Origin of the sequence: Priestia sp. YIM B13551, from assembly GCF_042787905.1 — a bacterium.
GTDB lineage: Bacteria > Bacillota > Bacilli > Bacillales > Bacillaceae_H > Priestia.
Map to the genome: position 1 here is coordinate 888,052 of NZ_JBHZOX010000002.1, position 23,500 is coordinate 911,551.

Genomic DNA, 23,500 nt, shown 5'->3' on the forward strand with positions numbered 1-23,500 from the left:
GCAGTTGATTTCCATGCAAGGCTTCGCTTTCCGCGGGAGTCTTCGCGTTGCCCTCCAATCAACTGCTAGAAACAACTAAAATAAAAAGATCCGAACGATTCATCATTCAGATCTTCTTTCAACTAACATACTGTTGTCCTAGCTTTTTTCTTCGTTTTTACTCTTTAATTAATCCTTTTTTCACTAAGAATTGATGAGCAACTTCTTCAGCCGTTTTTCCTTTCGCATTTACTTGATAGTTCATTTCACGCATTTCGTCATCACTGATTTTACCGCCCAGTTGATTTAAGATTTTTTTCAGTTCAGGGTGCTCTTTTAGCGTAGCTTCACGAAGCACAGGCGCTCCTTGATACGGAGGGAAGAACTGCTGATCGTCTTTTAAGACTTTCAAACCAAACTGTTTGATTTCAGGGTCCGTTGCGTAAGCATCAAGCATGTTAATATCGCCTTTTTCTACAGCGCGATAGCGAAGCTTCGGCTCCATCGTTTTAATATTGGGGAAGGTAAGGCCATATTCTTTTTGAATGCCTACATAGCCGTCTTCACGATCTTTAAACTCAAGCGTAAATCCTGCTTTTACTTTATCTGTTGCATTTGCCAAATCTGAAATAGTTGTTAGATTATTTTCCTTGGCAAATTCCTTTGTTACGGTCAATGTGTACGTATTATTAAACTTCATTGGATCTAAATAGACAAGGCCGAATTTCTTTTGAAATCCTTCTTTTGCCTGCTTGTACACCTCTGTTTCATCTTTGCTGTCCGGCTGTTCCTTTAGATGCGTCACAATGGCTGTACCCGTATATTCAGGGTACAAATCAATTTCCTTGTTACGCAGAGCCTCAAATACAAATACCGTTTTCCCAAGCGACGAACGCAGATTTACTTTCATATCGGTTTGATCTTCAATTAATTCTTTGTACATATTAATTAAAATATCTTGTTCTGCACCAATCTTCCCTCCGATAACAAGGTCTGGTTTTGTTGCGCTCATCGCTGCAAACGGAGAAACAAGAATGAGTATTAATACGATGATCATAATAAACGAGCGTTTTTTGGACCCTTTTTTAGCTGAGTGTTCAATCGTTCGCAGAATTCCATCAAAAATAAGCGCTAATAATGCGGCTGGAATGGCTCCTAATAAAATCAAACTATTATCGCTTCGGTCAATACCAAGCAAAATTAAGCTTCCGAGTCCGCCCGCTCCGATAAGAGCCACGATTGTCGCTGTACCAATAATGAGTACCATCGCTGTGCGAATTCCGGCCATAATGACAGGAAGTGCTAGAGGAAGTTCTACTTTGATTAATCGTCTCCACGAGTTCATCCCCATGGCTTTGGATGCTTCAATTAAAGATGGGTCCACTTCTTTAATTCCGGTATATGTATTTCGTACAATAGGAAGAAGCGAATATAAAAACAGTGCAATAACCGCGGGAAAGGTTCCAATTCCGACAAGAGGAATCAGTAATCCTAATAAAGCGAGTGAAGGAATGGTTTGCAGTACGGCTGTTACGCCAATGATCGGTTCAGCAATGCGGTCATGCCTCGTTAAGTACAGTCCGAGCGGCACTGAAATTAACACGGCGATAACAAGAGCCAGTACGGAAATTTGAATGTGTTCAAGAAGAGCTTGAAACAGTGCATCTCCTCGTTGATCTAATAATGTGCTTAGTGCATTCATTACAGCGTTCCTCCTTCTTTCGTTTTATCAGAAAGAAACGCTAATAGGTTTTTGCGCGTTACAACGCCAATGCGTTTGCTCCCTTTTTTCACGGCTATTGCTTCATGGTCGTAAAGGGCGTCCATTGCCTGCTGAACAGTGGCGGTTGAAGCTAGCTCTTCAGTAGGTTCTACGTCTGGCTGTTCACTTTCTTTGACAAACATATCCAATGTCTCAAATAAAGCATTGCCTTGATTTCCAATAAATGTTTTTACAAATTCATTTTTAGGCTTTTGAATGAATTCCTCCGGGGTTCCAACTTGAACAATTTCCCCATCTTTCATCAGGCAGATACGATCTCCAAGCGTCATCGCTTCGCTCATATCATGCGTAACAAACACAAATGTTTTTTTGATTTTTTCTTTTAAGCTAATAATATCTTGCTGAAGCTGTTCGCGGCTTAACGGATCGAGGGCACTAAAGGGTTCGTCCATTAAAATAACGGGGGGATCGGCTGCGAGGGCACGTGCTACACCTACACGTTGCTGCTGGCCACCTGAGAGCTCAGACGGCTTCCGGTTTCTATATTGCTTTGGGTCTAGTCCTACCAAGGTAAGCAGTTCATCAATGCGCGTTTTGATTTTGTTTTTCTTCCAATGCTTCATCTCGGGTACAATGGCTATATTTTCAGCAATGGTCATATGAGGAAAAAGAGCAATCTGCTGCAGGACATAGCCAATGTTCCAGCGTAACTTATGTATGTTGTGGGCCGATACGAGCTTATCTTTTATGTATAGTTCTCCTTCGGTAATATCATGAAGACGGTTAATCATTTTTAAGGTGGTTGTCTTCCCACACCCACTCGGACCAATTAAAACGAAAAACTCCCCTTCTTTAATTTCTAGATTAATATTTTTCACGGCGGTCGTACCGTCTGGATATTGCTTTGACACATTCTTAAACGTAATCAAATTATCGTTCACACTCCCTGTTGAAATTTAACCCCTAGTTTCGTGTACCCAATACTTAGAGGCAATAAACATTCTTTTAAGAATATTTCTAAATATGATTCATAAGACATAGTGGAAAAGATACACATGTTTTCTCACAGCCTCCTAATAAGGCTATCAAACTGTTAAAGTTTTCACAAGGCGGGGAAGAATAATTCGGAGAATAATTTTAAAGTCAACACAAATAAAAAAACCTTCTTTCAACAAGAAAGAAGGTTTTTTTAGTATGCTAGCGACAGGGATCGAACCTGCGACCTCTTGCTTACCATGCAAGTGCTCTACCTACTGAGCTACACCAGCGTCTTGGAAAATTATATCACGTTTAAATTTATTTAGGAAGCGTTTTTTTAAATTTTTTTATTGGTATATTCTCTAATTTGCGTCTTCTGAAATTCGCACTTTCTACAAAGTTCCATATTTTATGTTAGAACTCCTTACATAAATTGTGTGAATTTTCTTTTTTTATATTACCCTTAGTAAAAGAGCTTACAAAAGAAGGGAAGAAAATAGATGGAACAACAACCAACCATGACCAAATCAAAAACGGCAACTCCCTACCCAAGAGACTGCACGTTCAGCCTGGAAGATTGGACGACGCTCGCCAAGTATTGGTACCCGGTCGCACGCTGCAGTGATGTAACAGAGAAACCAACGTCCGTAAAACTACTAGATGTAAATCTCGTTCTATACCGCACGACAAACAAAGTAGTAGCGGCTCGTGATTTATGCGTTCACCGAGGCACCCCGCTTAGCATGGGCTGGGTGGAAGATGATGAAATTGTCTGTCCTTACCACGGCTTCCGCTATGCAACGGACGGCGCATGCACGTCGATTCCAGCTCACCCTGATGCCAACATTTCTCCCCGCCTGTGTATGGCCGTCTATCCAGTTATTGAACGATTTGGATTAGTATGGACTTCCCTGACAGGAGAACAAGATAACCTGCCTTACTTCGATGCGTGGGAGGACCCTGATTTTCAGCAAATTGTTTGTCCGAGCTTTGATATCATGGGTTCGGCCGGTCGTCAAATGGAAGGCTTTTTAGACGTAGCTCATTTTGCTTGGGTGCACACGGACACATTTGGTGATCGAAACAACGCCTTTGTGCCTAAATATAAAGTAAGCGATACAGACTATGGGCTTCATGTAGAATATACCAGCACCGTGAGCAATTATTCCAAAGAACAGCAGCATTTAAATCCACCTGATTTTAAATGGCTTCGCGTCTTTGATGTTTATCCGCCGTTTACAGCTACGCTAAAAGTATACTTCCCAGAAGGCGCAGAGCTGTGGATTATGAATGCAGTCTCTCCTATTTCAGCCCGCGAAACACGTTTATTCGCACCAATCGCTCGAAACTTTGACAAAGATTCTCCCGTTGAAGGTGTGTATGACTTTAACCTTCGCGTCTTTGACGAAGACCGTGAAATGGTTGAAAACCAAAAACCTGAAGACTTGCCTTTAGACCTGCAGATGGAAGCGCATATTATGGCTGATCAAACGTCCATCGGCTACCGGAAATTATTAAAGAAAATGGGCTTAAGCTTTAGATATACAAGCTAAAAGAAATCCCCGCTGTCTCAGCGGGGATTTCTTTTTTATTTAGCAAACTGCTCGCGTCCTGCTTTTTCCTTTATCACTTCATCTTCACTTGCCGGCGTGGCGCGTTTCATAAACAATGAAAGAATTAAGGCAACCACCACTAGTACTACTGAGACGGCAAACGCATCGTTAATTCCTTGTACCATTGCCTGCATCCCAATCTGTTCTTTCATTTGAGCTGCTCCTGCTCCGCTCATTGCATCTTGAGCGAGCTCTTTTGCATGCGTAGCTGTACGGTTTGACATCACCGTTACTAAAAGAGCCGAACCAATAGCTCCCGATACTTGTTGAAGCGTGTTATTCATCGCAGTACCATGGGGATTAAAGCGCTGCGGCAACTGATTTAATCCGTTTGTCATAACCGGCATCATCACCATAGACATTCCGAACATGCGAAGCGTGTAAAGCGTAATGAGCGTTGTATACGTCGTATCAAGCTCTAAGTTACTGAAGAAATACGTCGTAACGGCTGTAATCGTTAGACCCGTTACAGCCAGTGCACGCGCTCCGAATTTATCAAATAATTTTCCGGTAATCGGTGACATCACACCCATTAGCAGCGCACCCGGAAGCATTAGTAATCCTGAATGAAGCGGAGAAATGCCTCGTACCGTTTGAACATAAATTGGCATTAGCAGCATGGCTGAGAATAATGCCATTGTGATCACCATTGAAATCGTTGATGATAAAGCAAACATTGGATATTTAAAAATGCGGAATTCAAGCATAGGTGTTTTCAGCTTGAACTGACGCGTAATAAATAAAATCAGCGCCACAGCTCCTACGATAATGGTGCCGTATACTTCCACAGAATCCCAGCCTTTATCCCCTGCTGAGCTAAACCCGTATAGAAGTCCTCCAAATCCAATCGTAGATAACACAAGTGATAGGAAATCCAAATTGATTTCCACTTTTTCTTTTTTGTCTTTTAATAGGAAGAAAGAGCCTATTAATACAATTGCCGCGATTGGCGTAACAAGGTGGAACAGCATTCTCCACTCATAGTGTTCAATTAGCCACCCTGATAATGTAGGACCAATTGCCGGAGCAAAAATCATAACTAAACCGAAAATCCCCATCGCAGCTCCGCGTTTTTCTAATGGAAAACTTGTGAGCAATACGTTCATTAAAAGCGGCATCATAATGGCTGCGCCTGATGCTTGAATAATACGAGCGGTTAACAAGACCGAAAATACGGGCGAAGCGCCGGCAAGTATTGTTCCTGCTGTAAATAAAGTCATAGCCGTTAAAAATAAGCCTCTGACAGAATAGCGCTGAATTAAAAAAGCGGTAGTTGGAATCATAATACCATTCACTAACATATAACCAGTAGAAAGCCACTGGACAGTTGACGTTGTCACATCTAAGTCTTTCATAATAGATGGCAGCGCCACGTTTAATAACGTTTCATTCAACAATGAGATAAAAGCGCCTATTAACAAAATAGCAATTATGCCATAAGGCGGCTTTTCCATTTGATTTATCGATTGACTCATTATTGTACCTCCTTATACTTCAAGTTCATTTTTTTAGACACATGTTCTACATAGAGTATATTATACTGTGAGTTCAATTTATGCAAGCGAAAAATCTTGCGTTCATGTCCTTTATTTTATCGACTTTTTTACTCCTATAACCCTTTTATATCAATATATTGTCGTGATATCGTCCATTTTTTTAAAAAAGAACATTTGTGTAAACGCTTTAAATCATGTATCATAAAGTTGGACCATGAGTCTAATTTTATATTTAGGTGATAATAATGAATAACCGAAAACAGCAAGTTGTAAAAAATGCACACCATCTCTTCGTTGAAAAAGGATTTCAAGCTACGTCTATTCAAGACATCATTGATTATAGCGGCATTTCAAAAGGAACATTCTACAACTATTTTTCTTCAAAAAATGAATTATTAATCGCTGTTTTTACCTGGCTTCATACAACAATTGAACAAGAGCGAAACCAGCTGCTGGTTGGTAAAAGCCTGACCGATGTAGATGTATTTGTTAAACAGATTGATGCACAGATGAAAAATCATCATAAACATAAATTTTTTACATTACTTGAAGAAGTATTTGTTTCCAATGATCCTGATTTAAAAGCATACATAAAAAAAACCCAGTTTATTGAAGTAAACTGGGTTTACAAGCGGTTCATTGATTTATTTGGACAAGAAAAGAAACCGTACCTGCTAGATTGTGCAATTATGTTTCTTGGCATGCTTCATCGCAACTTTCACTATAATTTTATGGTTAACGGCACAAATACTGACCCGCATGAGATCATAAGCTACAGTGTCAAGCGCCTGCTTCCTCTTGTAGACGAAGTAGCAAATGCAGGAGACATTTTGCTCGATCCGCAAACGATTAAAGAATGGCTTCCATCTTGCCCGAATACTAAAAATCAAATAGAACAGGACATTTCTGCAGCACTTATCGATTTAAAAAAACAAGTTCACAAACAATTTACTGATGAATTCGAACGTCAAAAATGCACAGAGCTTATTAGTTTTATTGAAGAAGAGCTGTTTAAACAATCAAATCCCCGCAAGTTTGTTGTGGATAGTGCCCTTCAATCGTTAAAGCAGCTGTCTGTTAACAACAGTAAAACGCCCCTAGAGGAACTGCAAACGATGATTGATCAGTATGTGAGTGAACTTCATTAAAAAGCGTTTAAGACGTAACTAAATCATTTTAATTTAAAGTCGAACAAATTGAATAAAGGAGTTAGTATAAGTTACTTGTTACACCGCTGTTGATTTCCGTGCAAGGCTTCGCTTTCCGCGGGCGGCCGGTGAGCCTCCTCGTCGCGTACGCTTCTGCGGGGTCTCACCTGTTCCTCTTTTCCCGCAGGAGTCTTCGCCTTGCCCTTCAATCAACAGCTAGAAGCAACTAAACATACGAAACCTATATTTACCCTATCAATAAAAAAATCCGAATGCGTTTGATTCTCCCTCAAGAATCAAACGCATTCGGATCTTCCTTCAACTAAATAATTTTTGTCCCAGCCTCTTTATTCACAAAGTGGAAATTCAAGTGAAAAACACGTTTCTTTTCCTTTTACGCTAGACACACTCACTTTTCCCTTCATATAATGAATAATGCTGAAAGATACCATCGTTCCAAGCCCCGTACCTTTTTCTTTTGTTGTAAAATACGGTTCGCCTAGCCGGTTGATTTGTTCTTGCGTCATGCCGCAGCCTGTATCGATAATATCCACAATAACAGCTCCGCCTTCTTTTGTTACTTTAACGGTTAACGTGCCTCCATTTTGCATGGCTTCAATACTATTTTTAAATAAATTGATTAGGCACTGCTGAAGCTTTCTTCTTTCTCCCATTACGAAGAACTTCACTTCTTCATCAAATGTAAAATCAATAGCGACTCCATTCATATTGGCAAGAGGCGTCATAATATGGGTGACATGATGAATCTCTTCTGAAATATTCATTTTTTCATTTCGTTCCGGAGCAGAATTGGCAAACAGCAAGTAATCATCAATGATTTCTTTTGCACGATCTAGTTCATTAATCGCAATGGAAATGTAGCGTTTTTTAGCAGGTTCTTTTTCATCTTCTTGCAGCATTTGCATAAATCCTCTGCTTGCCGTTAGAGGATTTCGCACCTCATGAGAGATGCTGGCAGCTAGATGACTGACAATTTCTAGTTTCTCTGCTTTCATCAGGCGCTGCAGCACTAGTAAATTTGCCCGTATCGCTTCCCACAGTATGGTAATGACAAACATGCCTGCTACATCTAAAATCGCGAATTGAACCCACACGCTAATAGGAATGCTTGTTACGTGCAAGACAAAAATAGATACAAGCATAGCTAATAAAGAACCGATTACACTAAGACAGGTGCTCACGATAATTCTATTTTTTAATGAGAAATGTAAAAAGTATTTTGTTATGAAAAATAAAGGAATGGATAAAATCGGAAGAGCAATTAGTGTTGATAAAAACCCTACATCGTACCCGCCAATTAGCAAGCGCAGCAGTAAAATAAAGACAAAAAGCAAGCTTCCTAGCGGCCAGCCTCCATATAGCGTTCCTAAAATATAAGGAATTCTTCGTAAATCCATTCGATAATCATCGGGGACATAAGCTCCGTTAACCGGAAACAAAAGGCAAAAGATAATAGCTAAAATCGGAAATACCGCGATATAACGATCTTTCCACCAATGAATTTTTTTAGCATACTTGATTAAATAAAACATCTGCACTAAAAACAGCGCCAATAAAATAAATAAAAAATTAATTAACAAATCTTTCGTGACAAAACTCATGTATTCACCGGTCTTTCAAATGAGATAAAAATAAACTCTTTTATTGCATTTACATTTGTAACACAAATTAGAGCGTAATCATAGACAAATAAACGTATTCTATTTACTTTTTTATAACTTCCTATGACTTTATCGTCCGTTCCCCAAAATAGTGAAGGCAAAGAAAACCTTTTCAACTCCACTAAAAATATTCAGAATTTTATTTACATATGAGCTACAATGCTCTATAATCAGATCAATGTACTTGGTTTTGAGAGTAGGAGGAAGAAACATGGAACTATCAATTACCTTAATGGGATTATTCGTCGGAACCCTAGTAGGCTTAACGGGAGTTGGAGGCGCCGCTTTATTAACACCTTTACTGATTGTACTCGGCATTAACCCTTCCATTGCCGTAGGAACAGATCTTGTCTACAATTCTATCACAAAATTATTTGGAGTCGCTCAGCACTATAAACAGCGAACCATTAACTTTAAATTAGCAAAATATTTAGCCTTCGGAAGTATTCCGAGCGCTGTTCTTGCCATTGTCACACTTCATGCATTTCCATCTTTTCACGAGCATCAAGAAACGATTATTAAGCACGCTCTTGGATATGTCATGACACTGGTTGCCATTTCAATTATCTTTCGCGTCTTTTTTGATAAATTCATTCGCCCAAATCGTTTTCAAGAAATGGACTTAAATCAGAAAAAAGGATTAACAATCGGAATTGGTGTAGTCTTTGGATTCATTGTCGGACTAACATCGATTGGTTCGGGCTCATTATTTGCGATTGCGATGCTGTACTTATTTAAGCTAAAAACATCTGAGCTAGTTGGAACTGATATTGCACATGCGTTTCTTCTCGTTACGGTGGCTGGTATTTTAAATGCAAGCTTCGGAAGCGTGGATTACATGTTGACTGCTAACCTATTAACTGGATCTATTCCAGGTGTGTTAATCGGAAGCCGTTTATCAACGAAAGTGCCTTCAAGACCGCTTCAAGCCATTATGGCAACCATCATTCTAATTAGCGGAATTAAATTAATTTAACAAATAAAAGCACATGCCTTTGCATGTGCTTTTTATTAGTTTTTTTAAAGATCTATATTAAAAATAATAATGTTTTAAACCACTCCCTTCCCTTCTTATACACTTCAACTAATATTTTTATTGAATTTTAGTCAAAGAGACCAATGACACCTCAAACAACCTTACGTTAAAATGTAAAAAAACATAACATCTATTGTGATATCTAAAAAATTGTACGACGAAGGGAGAACACATGACACAAACAGCGGCAAAAAGTAAGCAAAAACCTTTTTATAAAGGTCTTTTCTTTCAAATTATGATGGCGATTGTACTTGGCATAGCCGTAGGATATCTGTGGCCAAGCTTCGGGAATGCTGTGAAACCGATTGGAGACGGTTTTATTAAGCTTATCAAAATGCTGATTGCTCCTCTTATTTTTGGAGTAGTCGTTGTTGGAATTGCCAAGGTTGGAAACATTAAAACAGTTGGGCGTATCGGCGGAAAAACCATTCTTTACTTCGAAATTGTCACAACATTCGCTCTATTAATCGGTCTATTAGTAGCAAACGTAATGAATCCCGGCACCGGTATGAATGTTGATCCTTCAAGCTTAAGCACAAGCGAAGTGGACGCGAAAACTAACGGCTCCGAACTTCCGAGTGAAGGTGATTTTTTTCTTAATATGATTCCAGACAGTGCAGTTGGTGCTTTTTCAAGCAACTCCATGCTTCAAGTGCTTTTAATTTCTTGTTTGTTTGGCATCGCGCTTGTCCATATAAGTGGAAAAACAGCAGAGACACTTTTAAATGTATTGGAGAAAGTAAATGATGTATTGTTTAAAATTATGGGATACATTATGAAATTAACGGCTCTTGCCACGTTTAGTGCCATGGCATTTGCAGTTAGTCAGTACGGTCTTGGAACACTTGCTGCATTCGGAAAGCTGTTTATCGCTATGACAATTGCTTGTCTAGCATTTGTTCTTGTTTTAGCTGTTATTTTACGAATCTATTTAAAATTAAGTTTGTGGAAAGTCATTCTATATATACGAGAAGAAATTATGCTGGCATTTGCTACGGGTTCCACTGAAGCCGTTATGCCGCAGCTCATGGATAAATTCGAACAAGCAGGATGCAACAAAGCAGTCGTCGGCCTTGTTGTACCTACGGGCTATTCGTTTAATCTAGACGGTGCTTCCATTTACTTGTCTCTTGCCCTCGTCTTTTTAGCACAAGCAACGGGCGTGGATTTGAGCCTCACTGATCAGCTTTTAATGCTTGGTGTTCTTCTTCTTACGTCTAAAGGAATGGCTGGTATTCCAGGATCAGCTTTTGTTGCTCTCTCTGCTACCGCAGCAGCAACCGGATCCATTCCGGTAGCAGCCGTTGCTCTGATGCTCGCTCCTGATCGCTTTATGGGTAATTACCGGACTACAGTTAATATTATTGGTTATGCGGTAGCTGCTTTTATTATCGCACGATGGGAAAATTTATTAGATCTACAAAAAGCAAATGATGTGCTGGACGGAAAAATTGCGTATCAGCCCAAAAATGCTGAAATTTCTCTCCCAGAGAGTATTCCAGCAGCCAATGAAAAAGCATTTTAACAAAAAAATTTCCTGGCCGAGACAAGTCTATTTTGCTTGTTTTTCGGGCAGGAATTTAATTGTTACATGAAAGGCCTTTTGCTGAAACTTATTTTCTTCGAGTATTTTATATACCATTTGTTTAATCGTTTCTTGCGTTTTGGCATCAGCTGAAACGGAAGGCTCCATATACACATCCAGCTCTACTCTGTCTTTTGAGTAAAGGGAAGAATTCACGCCCCTTGATTCATAGCCCGCTTCAGTTAAACCGCTGCTGATTTTATGCCAAATATCCAGTTTGTCCATTTGTTTAATAACAGGCTTTGCTTCTTCGTACACTTGTGCTTGCTGAGTCTTGAAAACTTCTTCTTTTTTAGTAAAAACTGCATACCCTGAACCTACTACTAAAAACGTCATAATAGCAAATGCTCGCATCCTTTTCATTCTCTCACCTCATTTAGAGATATAGATTATAAATATGCGAATAATTGCTGCGGTATGACGGCTTGTATCTCTACTTCTTTTCCAATATACTCAGCAGTCGTTTAGAACCAGCTTCTACTTCTTCTATCATACTGGCAAAAAGCTCTTGCACCGTTGGAATATTATCAATCAGTCCAACGACTTGGCCTGCCCATCCATAGCCTTCATCGATTTTATTTTCATAAATATACCGGCAGTTTGCCCCTCCGCTAATGACGTCTTTTAACTCTTCGTACCTCTCTCCTTGCTGCTCACGCTCGATAATGTCAAGAGTGTAGTGGGACTTCAATACGCGTCCAGGTGCCCCGAACGAACGTTTAATAACCACAGTATCGGTTTCTTTGGCTTCTACAATAGCTTGTTTATATGCATCATGGGCATCTACACATTCTTTTGTCGCGATAAAACGTGTTCCCATTTCTATCCCTTCAGCGCCTAATGATAACGCTGCTAATAATCCTTGTCCGTTTCCAATCCCTCCGCTTGCCAAAACCGGAATTGACACAGCCGCAGCTACTCGAGGAATTAATACCATTGTACCCAGATCCTCACGTCCGATATGTCCTCCTGCTTCTTGCCCCACTGCCATGACAGCATCTGCTCCTAGCTTCTCGGCTTTTTGAGCTTGACGCACGTTGGCTACCAGTACGAGCGTTTTAATTCCCGTTCCTTTTAATCTCTCAAAAATAGGTGCGGGATTTGCTCCTGTTATGGAAACAACCGGCACGCCTTCTTCTACTGCTACGTCGAGAAGTTCTTTATAAGAACCTTCTGTTTGACCTCCCACAGCAAAATTAACGCCAAAAGGACGCTCAGTTAAAGAACGTACTTTCTTAATTTCAGCTCGTAGTTTCTCAGGTTTTCGGAGCGTCATAGCTGTGATTTGTCCAAGCCCGCCTGCATTTGAGACAGCAGCGGCAAGTTCTGCGTACGCTAAATACGCAAGACCTCCTTGTACAATTGGATATTGAATCCCTAATAAATCTGTTACCCGTGTTTTCATCTATGTATCCCCTCTCCTTTTATTTTTGTATTTATGAATACTTATTCATAATCATAACAAGAAAATAACGGATTTCCTACGAAAAAATTCCAACATTTCTGTTTGCTTCAACTTTTGATAGGGTACACATTTTGTAATGATTATTAACTGAAGATCAAGGAGGAAGACAGGTATGACAAAAAAGCACCCTGTAAATGAAAAAAGCAAGCAAGAACAGCTCGAGCAGTTTAAAACAGATGATCGAAACCAAGCGCTCACAACCAATCAAGGGTTAAAGCTTTCCGAAGATGAATTTTCTTTAAAAGCGGGTGAACGTGGTCCAACCCTTATGGAAGACTTTCATTTCCGTGAAAAAATGACGCATTTTGACCACGAGCGCATTCCTGAACGCATCGTTCATGCACGAGGCTTCGCTGCTCACGGAGAATTTGAACTGTATGACTCTCTCAGTGAATATACAAAAGCTAAATTTTTACAGAATCCGTCTGTAAAAACACCTGTATTTGTCCGTTTTTCTACTGTAGCAGGTTCTAAAGGTTCAGCTGAAACGGTGCGCGACGCCCGTGGTTTTGCAACAAAATTTTATACAGAAGAAGGAAACTATGACTTAGTTGGAAATAACATTCCCGTGTTCTTTATCCAAGATGCGATTAAATTTCCGGATTTAATTCACGCTGTTAAGCCTGAGCCACACAACGAAATGCCGCAGGCGGCTTCAGCACATGATACGTTTTGGGATTTTGTCGCCAATAACCAAGAGTCTGCTCACATGGTCATGTGGTCAATGTCAGACCGTGCAATTCCACGCAGTTTGCGTATGATGGAGGGCTTCGGCGTACATACTTTTCGCTTAGTTAATGCAGAAGGAAAAGCTCATTTTGTCAAATTTCACTGGAAGCCCGTGCTTGGAACGCATTCCCTTGTTTGGGACGAGGCTCAAACAATTTCTGGGAAAGATCCGGATTTTCATCGTCGCGATTTATGGGAATCGATTGAAAACGGAGACTATCCTGAATATGAGCTAGGCATTCAAATCATAGATGAGGAAGATGAATTTAAATTTGACTTTGACATTCTCGATCCAACTAAGCTTTGGCCTGAAGAAGACATTCCCGTCAAACTAGTTGGAAAAATGACCTTAAATCGAAATGTGGACAACGTATTTGCCGAAACGGAACAAGTCGCATTCCATCCGGGGCATGTGGTACCGGGAATTGATTTTTCTAACGATCCTCTCTTACAAGGAAGATTGTTTTCATACACAGATACCCAGCTTATTCGTCTTGGCGGTCCGAATTTTCACGAACTTCCAATCAACCGTCCAGTATGCCCGTTTCATAACAACCAACGAGACGGTTACGGACGTCAAACGATTAACAAAGGACCTGTCAGCTATCACAGAAACTCTCTTGCAGCCAACACGCCGGCTCCTGTACCTGAATCAGAAGGCGGTTATGCTCACTATCAAGAAAAAGTGGAAGGAAGAAAAATTCGAAGCCGCAGCGAAAGTTTTAAAGACCACTTTTCACAGGCAACGCTATTTTGGAATAGCATGAGCGCCCCTGAAAAAGAGCATATTATCAGTGCTTTTAGCTTTGAACTTGGAAAAGTAAAAAGCAAGTCTGTTCAGCAGCAGGTCGTTGATATGTTTGCCAACGTCAGTACAGTGCTAGCTAAACAAGTAGCACAAGCGATTGGTGCAACGCCTCCATCTGGAGAAGACGCGCCAGTGACCAAGTCATCTCCGGCTCTTAGTCAGGAGCAAACGATTAAAAAGCCGAATACGCGTAAAGTAGCTGTCATTGTAGCTAATGACTTTAGCAGTGACCTACCACAGGTGTTAAACAGTTTAAAACAACAGGGCATTCAGCCTGAAATTGTAAGCACAACCCTCCAAAACGTAAAAGGAACAGACGGGTCAGAGCTTGAAGTACAGCACACCTTCTTAACAAGTGACTCTGTCTTATTCGATGCGGTTTATGTTGTCGGAAGTTCGTCAGCTGATGAGAAGTTTCGTAAAGAAGCACTGACGTTTGCTCAAGAAGCATTCAAGCATTTTAAACCAATTGGGGCGACGGATGAAGGTGTTAAGTGGCTGCAAGCTGCTGGATTAGATAGTAGTCCCGGCGTCGTAACTGGAGAAACTACACGCTTTACAGATGAATTTATTGAAGCTATTTCAGCTCACCGCCACTGGAATCGTCACGTTATATAAATTACAAAAAAGATAGGGACCTACCCTATCTTTTTTATATGAAATCGCAGTAATTGAAGAAAAGCTTCTCTTTTGCTTATACTAGATAATGCATCTTAGATTTTCAGGAGGCAGAAGGAAGACATGCTCACAAACAAATCATCTTACTTTTTACAATTAACGAAACGATTCAAAAAAGCTGCAACGGCAAATTCAGTTATTCTTGGAATTTTGTTAGCTATTGTGGGAGGTTTTCTTGATGCTTATACGTATATAAGCAGAAACGGAGTATTCGCAAATGCACAAAGTGGAAATATCGTCTTATTAGGTGTAAAGGCAGCGCAAGGTCAATGGACAGAAGCTTTTCTTCATATTCCCCCTATTGTAGCCTTTATCCTAGGCGTTGCTGTAACCGAAACATTTAAGCAACCGCGATTTGTATCTGTACTCCCTGATACTTCTCGTATCGTATTGCTTTTAGAAATTGTCGTACTCATTATCGTTGGTTTTTTACCGTCTAGTGTTCCTAATATGTTGGTTACAGTAACAATTTCATTTGTTGCTGCTCTTCAAGTTTCTTCATTTAGAACTTTGATAAAATGGTCATATAATACAACCATGACAACCGGAAACCTTCGTACTGCTTCTCAAGCAGCATACTATGCTATATTCAAACGCGATGAAAACGCTGCTTATCAGTGCCTTCGTTTTACCGCCATTATCCTCTCTTTTTTGAGCGGCGCATTGTTAGGTTCTATTTCTACTTTCACCCTAGGGACAAAAGCAGTTTGGCTAGCTTCTGCTATTCTTTTTCTCGCTTTTGTCATTTTAAATTCAGAATCTCAAAAAAGCCTTTGAAATCATTGATTTCAAAGGCTTTTTTTATTAAACTGATTTTCTAAATGCCATAACGTGCAAATCTTTTACCGGATAAAAGTCGTTATCAGGAAAGCGAACGTAACCTCTTTTAGTGTACAGCTTAATGGCATGTTCCATTGAATGATCTGTATGTAAACCTAAATAAGAACACCCTAGCTCCCGAGATTTTTTTTCACACGCTTCAAGAAGCGCATTGGCGACTCCTTTTCGGCGATGAGACGGAGCAACTGCCAGCAGACGAATTTCAGCCCATGGAAATGGTTTTAACAATCCTCCATATACATCCGTATTTGGGGGATAAAACAAAACGCTTCCTGCCATTTCTCCATCGATTTCAGCTACAATGCACTCAAATTTCTTTTCTTCACTCAGGGTATGTAAAATTCCCTTTCGATATCTTTTCCAGTGTGCTTCTGATTTTACAGTTGCATATTGCTCATAAGCAGCAAGCGTCACTGTTTCAATAGATGATGTTTCTTCTTCTCTAGCTTTTCGAACGATCAATTTTTTCTCCTCCATTTACCTTCTTCGTTAATTCTTATTGTCTATGGTGAACCATGTTTATGCAACACATTTGCATCTTAAAACAGCTTCCTTTACATATATTTAATCCGTTCATTATGGTTTCTAAAGCGGTCTTTGTGCTGAAACTCTGCTTGTCTTCATATACATATAAAGAGATTCATAGACAAGGATGAGACAGCATGTATAAAAAATTGATTGCAATTGGAATTGGCAGTGTGTTTGTTAGTATCGGAATTAACGTTTTTATTCTTCCGCTTCAGCTTGTAACAGGAGGCATTACGGGAATTAGCTTAATCATTAATTATTTACTTGGCTATAAAGTAGGTGTGATGATTTTTTGCTTAAACTTGCCGATTTACCTTCTCGCCTTGGGTTTTAACCGCTCTTATTTTTTAAATGCTATCTATGGCATGGTTCTCTCAGCCGTTATGATTGATTTGCTGTTTCCGCTTCACGGGATGTTTCACTTTCCCATTATCTTAAGCGCTTGCCTTGGAGGTGTTTTTAACGGAATCGGAACCGGCATCATGCTCCGGCAGCACGCAAGTCAAGGCGGGGTCGACTTATTTTCTCTGATACTTGCGAAATGGTTATCTTTAAACCCCGGCATCATCATTTTAGTGATTGACGCATCTATTATTATTTCAGGTATTTTACTGCTTCAAAACGATACAGCTATTTATTCATTATTCATTGTTGTATGCTCTGGTATAGTGACCAGTTTAATTACGTCATTCAAACGCATCATCGTCTATGTATAAGGAAAAAGCCTCGAGACATGCGTCTCGAGGCTTTTCTTTATTTGTCATTTAAGAATTCTTGCAGCGCTTCTTTATTTTTATCTAAATCAATATCAAGCACCATACCAACACCGCTATACGTTTTGTTTTCAAATGATCCGTCTAACGGCAGTCGCAGGCTTTGAACATCTTTCATGTTTCCTGTTACCACATCTTTAGCTAGAAGCATCATGCTTTTTGTATCTAAATTTGTATCGATGTAAGGATCCATTACGCCGAGAAGCTTCGGTATTTTAAACACGCTGTTTAGGCTTGCTGCTTCATCTTTAAGCTTTAAAACGACTTCTTGCTGGCGCTGAACGCGTCCAAAATCACTCATGTTATCATGGCGAAAACGTACGTAGCCAAGCAGTTGTTCACCGTGTAAAACTTGGGTACCTTTGTGAAGCGTCATACCAATTCCCGAAGACATATCGTGAGGCACGGTTACTTCAATGCCATCAGGTGCAATCGTATCTACAATTTTTGAAAACCCTTCGAAGTCCACAACTGCATAATAGTTAATATCGATATCAAAATTTTGTTTGATCGTTTGACGCAGCAGCTCAGGACCTCCGAACGCGTAAGCAGCATTCAGCTTTTGCTTGCCGTGTCCTGGAATATCCACGTACATATCCCTCATAAGGGAAACAATTTTCGGGTGTTTGCTTTTAGAATCGTAGTGAGCAATTAAAATAGAGTCTGTACGAGAATGCTTTTCCCCGCGCGAGTCACTTCCTAACAGCAGCATATTTACTTCTCCGTTATTTGGGAGACTGCCTTGAAACTGTTCAAATGTCGTGCCGTCATCCGCAAATTTACCATCGCTTGCCATCGATAGCCCTTGCTTATATTGGAAATAGCTGTATATGCCTCCAACGATAATAAAAAGAAACAACAAAGCAAAGAACACTCTGCCCCATCGAACTCTTCTTCTTCTTTTGCGTCTTGTTCGCTCCACGTTTCTGTCACCAGCTTTCTTTTTCAATGAAGTTCTCATAAAACAAGCAAGTAGCTAAGCTTTTAAAAAGCTCCTCTACTTGCTTGTTTGGATTGTATGGTGTGAAAGCTTACATTACTTTTCTGTTTCTTGGTCTTTTCCATACATGTATTTTGATGGATCGACCGCTTTAAAGTCATCTAATTTATTAAATCGTAATAAATCACCGTATAACACTTTATCAGAAAGTTCTAGCTCTCTTCCAACTTTCTTTTTATAAGCTTTCGCTTCGTCTGTTGCTGTGATTCTTTCTCCTGTGTTTGTATCGTAATACTTGCCGTCAATTGACGTGTATTTCGGAGAAACATAATCACCGTTTCTAAATGCTACTACCTGATCATGGTCTTTTGATAATAAATCTGTACCGAATTGAACATACTCTTTACTATCAATTCCCACTAAGTGAAGAAGCGTAGGCACTACGTCAATTTCACCGCCGTACGTATGGTTCACTCCACCTTTTACACCTGGTACGTGAAGGAAGAACGGTACGCGTTGAAGCTGAGCGTTTTTATATGGCGTAATTTTCTCACCAAGAACTTTTTCCATTGCTTTGTTATGATTTTCAGAAATACCGTAGTGGTCACCGTAAATCATAATAACTGAGTTGTCATATAAGCCTGAAGCTTTTAGCTCTGTAAAGAATTCTTGCAGTGATTCATCCAAATAACGAGCCGTTTGGAAATAACGGTCTACCGTTCCATCTCCTGTGTTTGCCGGCTCAATGCTAGCATCGCCTTTATCAAGGACAAATGGGAAATGGTTTGTTAATGTAATCATATGCGCATAGAACGGCTGCTTCAATGACTGTAGCATTGGCATAGATTCTTTGAAGAATGGCTTATCTTTTAATCCATAGTTTACTTTGTTATCACCAGTCATATTGTAATAACTTGCGTCAAAGAATTTATCCACACCGAACTGCTTATAAATTTCATTACGGTTCCAGAACGTTTTATAGTCTCCGTGTAAAACGGCACTCGTATAGCCACCCTCTTGATCTAAGATCGCTGGTGCTGCTTGGTACGTGTTGCGGCCTTTTAAGCTAAATGCTGATCCTTGAGGCAAGCCGTATAATGACGTATCCATCATAAGCTCTGCATCAGCTGTTTTACCTTGTCCTGTTTGATGGAAGAAGTTATCAAAATACATAAATTCATTTCCATTTGCTAATGAATTTAAAAACGGCGTTACTTCTTGCCCGTTTAACTTATAGTTAATCAGGAATGACTGAAATGATTCTAGATGAATTTTAATAATGTTTTTCCCTTTTGCTTTACCGGCATACTCAATATTTGGAGCTGCATAGTGACTTGTACTGAAGTTTTTCACTGTTGTTAAGTCATCACTGCTTGCGAATGCTCGCTGCTTTGAGTTTTTAAACGTTTGAACTGCATCATACACCGTGTAGTTGTATGCTCCTAAATATTTCACTAGGTAGTTGCGATCAAATGTTCTTGTTAATAATTCAGGGCGATCTTTTTCAGCATAGTGCAAGTTAATTGCAAAAGCGATAGCTCCTGCCGCTAGTACCATGAACGTATAGCGGAATTTAAGACGTGCTTTTGGCCATTCGATTTTTCTAACAAACAATAGCGCAATCAGTAAAATGATATCTACAAAGTAAAAAATATCGTGAGCTTTTACTAAATCAGCGATACTGCCTCCCATATGACCCACATTGCTTGTTTGCGTTAAAGTAGGCAATGTCACAAAGTCATTGAAGAATCGATAATATAAAATATTGCTGTACAAAATGACCGTCATGATTGTACTAAGAATAAGCGTCCAAACGATGGATCTTTTTCCTTTTGCAAACAATGCTAACCCTAAGAAGATCAGGGTTGAACTAATTGGATTAATAAACAATAACGTTTTTTGCATTGAGTCACTTATATCTAAGTTGAACTCCACTTTGTAAGACATGTAAGACTTGATCCACATGAATAAAACCGCTATAAAAAAGTAAAACAACGGCTTTGAAAATAGTTTTTTCATTTTCAAATTCCTTTCACTAAAAAGTAGAGATTTCATGTTCAGCTAATCTCAGGAAAGTCCCCTACATCAAATCGTAACGGTTACGTCCTGCAAAAGATTACCCGAAAATGATTCAATTTGTCAAACAATATCATCTTCATCTCTTTTTTTAGTCATCTACAAAATTCACAAATTAACTTGTAATCTCTTATTTTTTATCGTGATGTTAATATTACACAATTGTTAATTTGTAAATTTTGTTCTCCCTATATTGCATACATATTAATTTACCACATTTCTGCTCTGCAATAAAAGTATTTTTATATTTATTACGCATAATATTTCACTTACTTAATGAAAAGGTACTATTGTACTGGACGGTATTCTTCGCTTACTGTTAGGACTAGTAAAAATAGACTTATCTATGCTTAGTCTTCCTCTTTATAAACAGCTACGCGGTCTCCTTGTGCAAAAGGCTGTGAAATAACAAGAAACTCAATCTCCTCGCTCGAACGATTCATCATTTGATGAAGAATGAATGGAAGTACTTCTACTCCTTCATGTGCTTTTACATCATAAATGATTCCGTCTACTTCTAGAGCAGCTGTTCCTTTTAATACAAAGAAAAATTGCTGTGCTCTCGTGTGATAATGCCTTACCTCTTTCGTATGAGGGGGCATGCGCTCATGAATAATACTTACGTCTTTATTTTTCACTAGGTGCCACCCATCGCATTTTCCTCCCCACACATAGTGTTCTGCGTTTTGCTTACTGACTTTCATGACTAGCTCCCCTTTTTCTAATAAATGAGCACCTGCAGATTAAATAGAAATTCTATGTGATCTTTTTAATCTTGCTATTGGAAATACTTTTTTGAGATGAAGGTTTTGGCTTCAAAGTAAAAAGCATTCCTAAAAAGATCAAAACAATGCCTGCAAGCTGAAAAAGCGTCGGGCGAAATCCCGTGAATGCTGTATCTAATAAAATAGCAACGGCTGGATCTAAAAATACCAGAACTGAAATTACCTGAGTTTTTAAGTAGCGCAGGCTGTCGAAAAACAAATAATACACTAAACCAGTATGTACAAAGCCTGTTACTAAAATCGCTGTCCAATTGGCCGTTGTGAGGAGATGAAAATCATTAAAGTGAACAAACGGCAATAATAAAAAAATTCCTAAAAAAGTCTGAAGAAATGTAACAGCGTAAGCACTCGTATGAATAATTCCTTTGCCAAGCAGCGTCGTGCATGCATAAAACAAAGCGGCTAAAAGCGCCCACAGTATTCCTGACGACATGAAGCCATCAATCGTAAGTTCCTTCACCCCAATAATCAGAATTGTTCCCACAAAACAAATAAAAATAGACATAACGCCAAGAACCGTTAATTTCTCCTTAAAGATAAAGCTTCCCAGAAGCAATACTAAGACGGGCGCAAGATGATAAACAGAAATAGCTACCGTAACGGACATCATTTCAAATGCTTTAAATAGAAATACCCAGTTAAACACAAGAAATATTCCGCACAGTAAAATCTGCTTTATTTCTTTGGCATTCCATTTTTCTCTTTTATATTCACCCGTTACAAACCAGCACATTCCGAGAAAAAGCGTTGCACAAATACAGCGAACAAATACTAAATCAAAAGAAGGCAGTCCAGTTTGTGTGGAGAAAAAGCCAATTGAACCAAAAATACTCATTGAAACCATCATTTTTACCATTGGGCCTGCTTTCATTTTTCCACCTCACTTTCAGAAAACTATTATTATTCAAACATAAAGAAGCCCATTTGTAAATTAATGGTTCAAAAGCGCTATTCCACGAAGAAGCAAAAAGCGCAAAGACACGGGGGCAGCCCCATCGTCTTTGCGCTTTTCTGTCTTTCTTTTAATCTTCAACCGGGAACCAGCCTGGCGTGTTGATAACGGCTTGCCACAGCGGATCAGGAATGACAAGCTTTTCCTGATCTTTTTTGCTTAATGTTGTCACAATTTCATTTTCGCGGCCTTCTTTGACTTTTTGAACCCAGTCTGGATCTATAATTAATTCACGGCCAATCGCAAGCAGTGGAATACCCGTTTCAAGAGCTGCTGCTGCTTCGTCTGCTGTATGAATAGAACCTACGCCCATCACAGGCACGCGACTTCCTACTCGCTCTTGAATAATTTCAATACGTGAACGAGTATCTTCCACGCCTCGGCGCGGTTTTGACCAGAATTCCATTAGGGATACGTGAAGGTAATCAAGGTCTTTTTCTGCTAGTGCATCAACTAACTTCAACGTATCAGCCATTGTGATTCCGGGCGTTTCAGGCTCTTCTGGCGAGAAGCGATAGCCTACTAAAAATGGCTCTTTTGCATGTTTAGAAACGGCTTGCTTTACTTCGTCTACGATTGCTAGCGGGAATGTTAAGCGTTTTTCCACGCTGCCACCCCATTTATCTTCGCGGCGATTAGAATGCGGAGAAAAGAACTGCTGAATTAAATAGTTATTTGCTCCGTGGATTTCAACTCCGTCAAATCCTGCTTCAATAGCACGGCGCGTCATCTCACCAAAATCATGAATAATGCCTTCAATTTCTGCATTTGTTAACTCTCGAGGCACCGGTGCTCCTTCTTGTTCTGCAGCAACAGCACTTGCGCTAACAACCTCTCCATTTGGAACAAGCTCAGGCGGACACATGCGGCCTCCGTGGAAAATTTGAAGAACTGCTTTTGCTCCTTGATCTTTAATTGCTGTTGCTAAACGGCTCAGGCTAGGAATCATTTCATCGCTGTCTGCAGCAAACTCTCCGTGAAATCCTTTGCCGTTCGGCGTTCCGTATGTACATGCTGTAATGACCATACTAACACCGTTTGAACGTCGTACATAATAGTCTACTTCTGCATTTGATACTGTTCCATCTTCATTTGATGAAAAATTTGTCATAGGTGCAAGAATAACGCGGTTATCTAATTTGATGCCATTTGAAAAAGTAAATGGCTGTAAAAGCGGCTCATACTTTTTATTTGTCATTTTATTTCCCTCCAAAAATGATACGGTCAAAAATATTGGCATATTATAGGTAGAAACTGTTTTCTTTCCTACTAATATGTGTCATTTAAAACTGTAACTTTAAAATATACTGTTATTTTAAGCTGTACAGTTTTGCCTGTCAAAGAATAAGACTTTCTCATATAAAAAAGCACTCATACACTGAGTGCCTTTTTATCATTGCGAAAGAGGTTCTTGATTATACATAAATGCTTTTACTTTTACATATTGAGCTTCTAACTCTTGAAGTGTCAGTTCGTATAGATGCCGATTTCCTTTTTTATAAATACCAAAATTCAATAGCGCATTAATAAACCAATTTTTCTTATGTTCCGTTTCAGGCTGTGTGTGTTGTTTCACCATTTCCACCACCTAAGTTTATCTCATATTAATTTTGCAAAGCATTCGCTTTTACATAAATAATTTTACTTCTGTACGATGAAAAAACAGTGAAATAGAAAGCTTTTTTA

Annotated in this window: 21 protein-coding genes and 1 tRNA gene; 7 read left to right on the top strand and 15 right to left on the bottom strand. The window is 39.4% G+C overall.

Going from position 1 to position 23,500, the window contains the following annotated elements; translation table 11 throughout:
* Nucleotides 1–157: 157 nt before the first annotated feature.
* The 3 genes from ACFX4N_RS14200 to ACFX4N_RS14210 form a co-directional block, all read right to left on the bottom strand.
* Complete coding sequence (locus ACFX4N_RS14200; protein WP_057273866.1) at nucleotides 158–1,681, bottom strand: ABC transporter permease/substrate-binding protein; 1,524 nt, start codon at nucleotides 1,679–1,681, stop codon at nucleotides 158–160.
* Nucleotides 1,681–2,631 (bottom strand): ABC transporter ATP-binding protein, encoded by a 951-nt coding sequence (locus ACFX4N_RS14205; protein ID WP_013058613.1) that lies wholly within the window; start codon nucleotides 2,629–2,631, stop codon nucleotides 1,681–1,683. Before ACFX4N_RS14205 ends, ACFX4N_RS14200 begins: the two co-directional genes overlap by 1 nt.
* A gap of 266 nt (nucleotides 2,632–2,897) precedes the next feature.
* A tRNA-Thr gene (locus tag ACFX4N_RS14210) sits at nucleotides 2,898–2,970 on the bottom strand.
* A 210-nt stretch (nucleotides 2,971–3,180) separates the two neighbouring features.
* Here ACFX4N_RS14210 and ACFX4N_RS14215 point away from each other — a divergent pair.
* The gene (locus ACFX4N_RS14215; protein WP_013058614.1) at nucleotides 3,181–4,233 is read left to right on the top strand and encodes an aromatic ring-hydroxylating oxygenase subunit alpha; all 1,053 of its coding nucleotides are present in this window, start codon (nucleotides 3,181–3,183) and stop codon (nucleotides 4,231–4,233) included.
* Between the two features lie 35 nt (nucleotides 4,234–4,268).
* Here ACFX4N_RS14215 and ACFX4N_RS14220 read toward each other — a convergent pair whose 3' ends face one another.
* Complete coding sequence (locus tag ACFX4N_RS14220; protein ID WP_057273867.1) at nucleotides 4,269–5,768, bottom strand: DHA2 family efflux MFS transporter permease subunit; 1,500 nt, start codon at nucleotides 5,766–5,768, stop codon at nucleotides 4,269–4,271.
* 266 nt (nucleotides 5,769–6,034) lie between these two features.
* Here ACFX4N_RS14220 and ACFX4N_RS14225 point away from each other — a divergent pair, with 266 nt between their 5' ends.
* Nucleotides 6,035–6,937 (top strand): TetR/AcrR family transcriptional regulator, encoded by a 903-nt coding sequence (locus tag ACFX4N_RS14225; protein ID WP_013058616.1) that lies wholly within the window; start codon nucleotides 6,035–6,037, stop codon nucleotides 6,935–6,937.
* A 78-nt stretch (nucleotides 6,938–7,015) separates the two neighbouring features.
* On the opposite strand, the gene ACFX4N_RS14230 is transcribed toward ACFX4N_RS14225, so the two are convergent.
* Together ACFX4N_RS14230 and ACFX4N_RS14235 are read right to left on the bottom strand one after the other, a co-directional pair.
* Nucleotides 7,016–7,150, bottom strand: a complete 135-nt coding sequence (locus ACFX4N_RS14230; protein ID WP_274588712.1) for a hypothetical protein — start codon at nucleotides 7,148–7,150, stop codon at nucleotides 7,016–7,018.
* A gap of 134 nt (nucleotides 7,151–7,284) precedes the next feature.
* On the bottom strand, nucleotides 7,285–8,559 hold the full coding sequence (locus tag ACFX4N_RS14235) for an ATP-binding protein (RefSeq protein ID WP_013058622.1): 1,275 nt from the start codon (nucleotides 8,557–8,559) through the stop codon (nucleotides 7,285–7,287).
* A 271-nt stretch (nucleotides 8,560–8,830) separates the two neighbouring features.
* On the opposite strand from ACFX4N_RS14235, the gene ACFX4N_RS14240 reads away from it, so the two are divergent.
* Together ACFX4N_RS14240 and ACFX4N_RS14245 are read left to right on the top strand one after the other, a co-directional pair.
* The gene (locus tag ACFX4N_RS14240) at nucleotides 8,831–9,595 is read left to right on the top strand and encodes a sulfite exporter TauE/SafE family protein (protein ID WP_013058623.1); all 765 of its coding nucleotides are present in this window, start codon (nucleotides 8,831–8,833) and stop codon (nucleotides 9,593–9,595) included.
* A 232-nt stretch (nucleotides 9,596–9,827) separates the two neighbouring features.
* The gene (locus ACFX4N_RS14245) at nucleotides 9,828–11,180 is read left to right on the top strand and encodes a cation:dicarboxylate symporter family transporter (protein ID WP_029323833.1); all 1,353 of its coding nucleotides are present in this window, start codon (nucleotides 9,828–9,830) and stop codon (nucleotides 11,178–11,180) included.
* Between the two features lie 27 nt (nucleotides 11,181–11,207).
* On the opposite strand, the gene ACFX4N_RS14250 is transcribed toward ACFX4N_RS14245, so the two are convergent.
* Together ACFX4N_RS14250 and ACFX4N_RS14255 are read right to left on the bottom strand one after the other, a co-directional pair.
* Nucleotides 11,208–11,603 carry a hypothetical protein gene (locus tag ACFX4N_RS14250; RefSeq protein ID WP_013058625.1) on the bottom strand — a complete coding sequence of 132 codons (396 nt, stop codon included), beginning with the start codon at nucleotides 11,601–11,603 and terminating at the stop codon, nucleotides 11,208–11,210.
* Between the two features lie 70 nt (nucleotides 11,604–11,673).
* On the bottom strand, nucleotides 11,674–12,645 hold the full coding sequence (locus tag ACFX4N_RS14255; protein ID WP_013058626.1) for an NAD(P)H-dependent flavin oxidoreductase: 972 nt from the start codon (nucleotides 12,643–12,645) through the stop codon (nucleotides 11,674–11,676).
* Nucleotides 12,646–12,817: 172 nt separating this feature from the next.
* Here ACFX4N_RS14255 and ACFX4N_RS14260 point away from each other — a divergent pair, with 172 nt between their 5' ends.
* Nucleotides 12,818–14,860: a catalase gene (locus ACFX4N_RS14260; RefSeq protein ID WP_377261637.1), complete on the top strand. Its 2,043-nt coding sequence runs from the start codon at nucleotides 12,818–12,820 to the stop codon at nucleotides 14,858–14,860.
* Nucleotides 14,861–14,983: 123 nt separating this feature from the next.
* Nucleotides 14,984–15,697: a YoaK family protein gene (locus ACFX4N_RS14265; protein WP_013058628.1), complete on the top strand. Its 714-nt coding sequence runs from the start codon at nucleotides 14,984–14,986 to the stop codon at nucleotides 15,695–15,697.
* 27 nt (nucleotides 15,698–15,724) lie between these two features.
* Here the strand turns inward: ACFX4N_RS14265 and ACFX4N_RS14270 are convergent, their stop codons facing one another.
* Nucleotides 15,725–16,222: a GNAT family N-acetyltransferase gene (locus tag ACFX4N_RS14270; RefSeq protein WP_353880080.1), complete on the bottom strand. Its 498-nt coding sequence runs from the start codon at nucleotides 16,220–16,222 to the stop codon at nucleotides 15,725–15,727.
* A 200-nt stretch (nucleotides 16,223–16,422) separates the two neighbouring features.
* On the opposite strand from ACFX4N_RS14270, the gene ACFX4N_RS14275 reads away from it, so the two are divergent.
* Nucleotides 16,423–17,004: a YitT family protein gene (locus ACFX4N_RS14275; protein ID WP_274588713.1), complete on the top strand. Its 582-nt coding sequence runs from the start codon at nucleotides 16,423–16,425 to the stop codon at nucleotides 17,002–17,004.
* A 37-nt stretch (nucleotides 17,005–17,041) separates the two neighbouring features.
* Here ACFX4N_RS14275 and ACFX4N_RS14280 read toward each other — a convergent pair whose 3' ends face one another.
* From ACFX4N_RS14280 to ACFX4N_RS14305, 6 genes are all read right to left on the bottom strand, one after another.
* Complete coding sequence (locus ACFX4N_RS14280; RefSeq protein ID WP_371410276.1) at nucleotides 17,042–18,022, bottom strand: LCP family protein; 981 nt, start codon at nucleotides 18,020–18,022, stop codon at nucleotides 17,042–17,044.
* A 75-nt stretch (nucleotides 18,023–18,097) separates the two neighbouring features.
* A complete protein-coding gene (gene ltaS, locus ACFX4N_RS14285; protein ID WP_013058632.1) occupies nucleotides 18,098–20,020 on the bottom strand; it encodes a lipoteichoic acid synthase in 1,923 nt (640 codons plus the stop codon).
* Nucleotides 20,021–20,427: 407 nt separating this feature from the next.
* Nucleotides 20,428–20,781 (bottom strand): cupin domain-containing protein, encoded by a 354-nt coding sequence (locus ACFX4N_RS14290; protein ID WP_029323842.1) that lies wholly within the window; start codon nucleotides 20,779–20,781, stop codon nucleotides 20,428–20,430.
* 52 nt (nucleotides 20,782–20,833) lie between these two features.
* The gene (locus ACFX4N_RS14295) at nucleotides 20,834–21,733 is read right to left on the bottom strand and encodes a DMT family transporter (RefSeq protein ID WP_029323844.1); all 900 of its coding nucleotides are present in this window, start codon (nucleotides 21,731–21,733) and stop codon (nucleotides 20,834–20,836) included.
* A 151-nt stretch (nucleotides 21,734–21,884) separates the two neighbouring features.
* Nucleotides 21,885–23,012: an NADH-dependent flavin oxidoreductase gene (locus ACFX4N_RS14300; protein WP_057273871.1), complete on the bottom strand. Its 1,128-nt coding sequence runs from the start codon at nucleotides 23,010–23,012 to the stop codon at nucleotides 21,885–21,887.
* 195 nt (nucleotides 23,013–23,207) lie between these two features.
* Nucleotides 23,208–23,393 (bottom strand): Fur-regulated basic protein FbpA, encoded by a 186-nt coding sequence (locus ACFX4N_RS14305; RefSeq protein ID WP_013058636.1) that lies wholly within the window; start codon nucleotides 23,391–23,393, stop codon nucleotides 23,208–23,210.
* Nucleotides 23,394–23,500 lie beyond the last annotated feature (107 nt).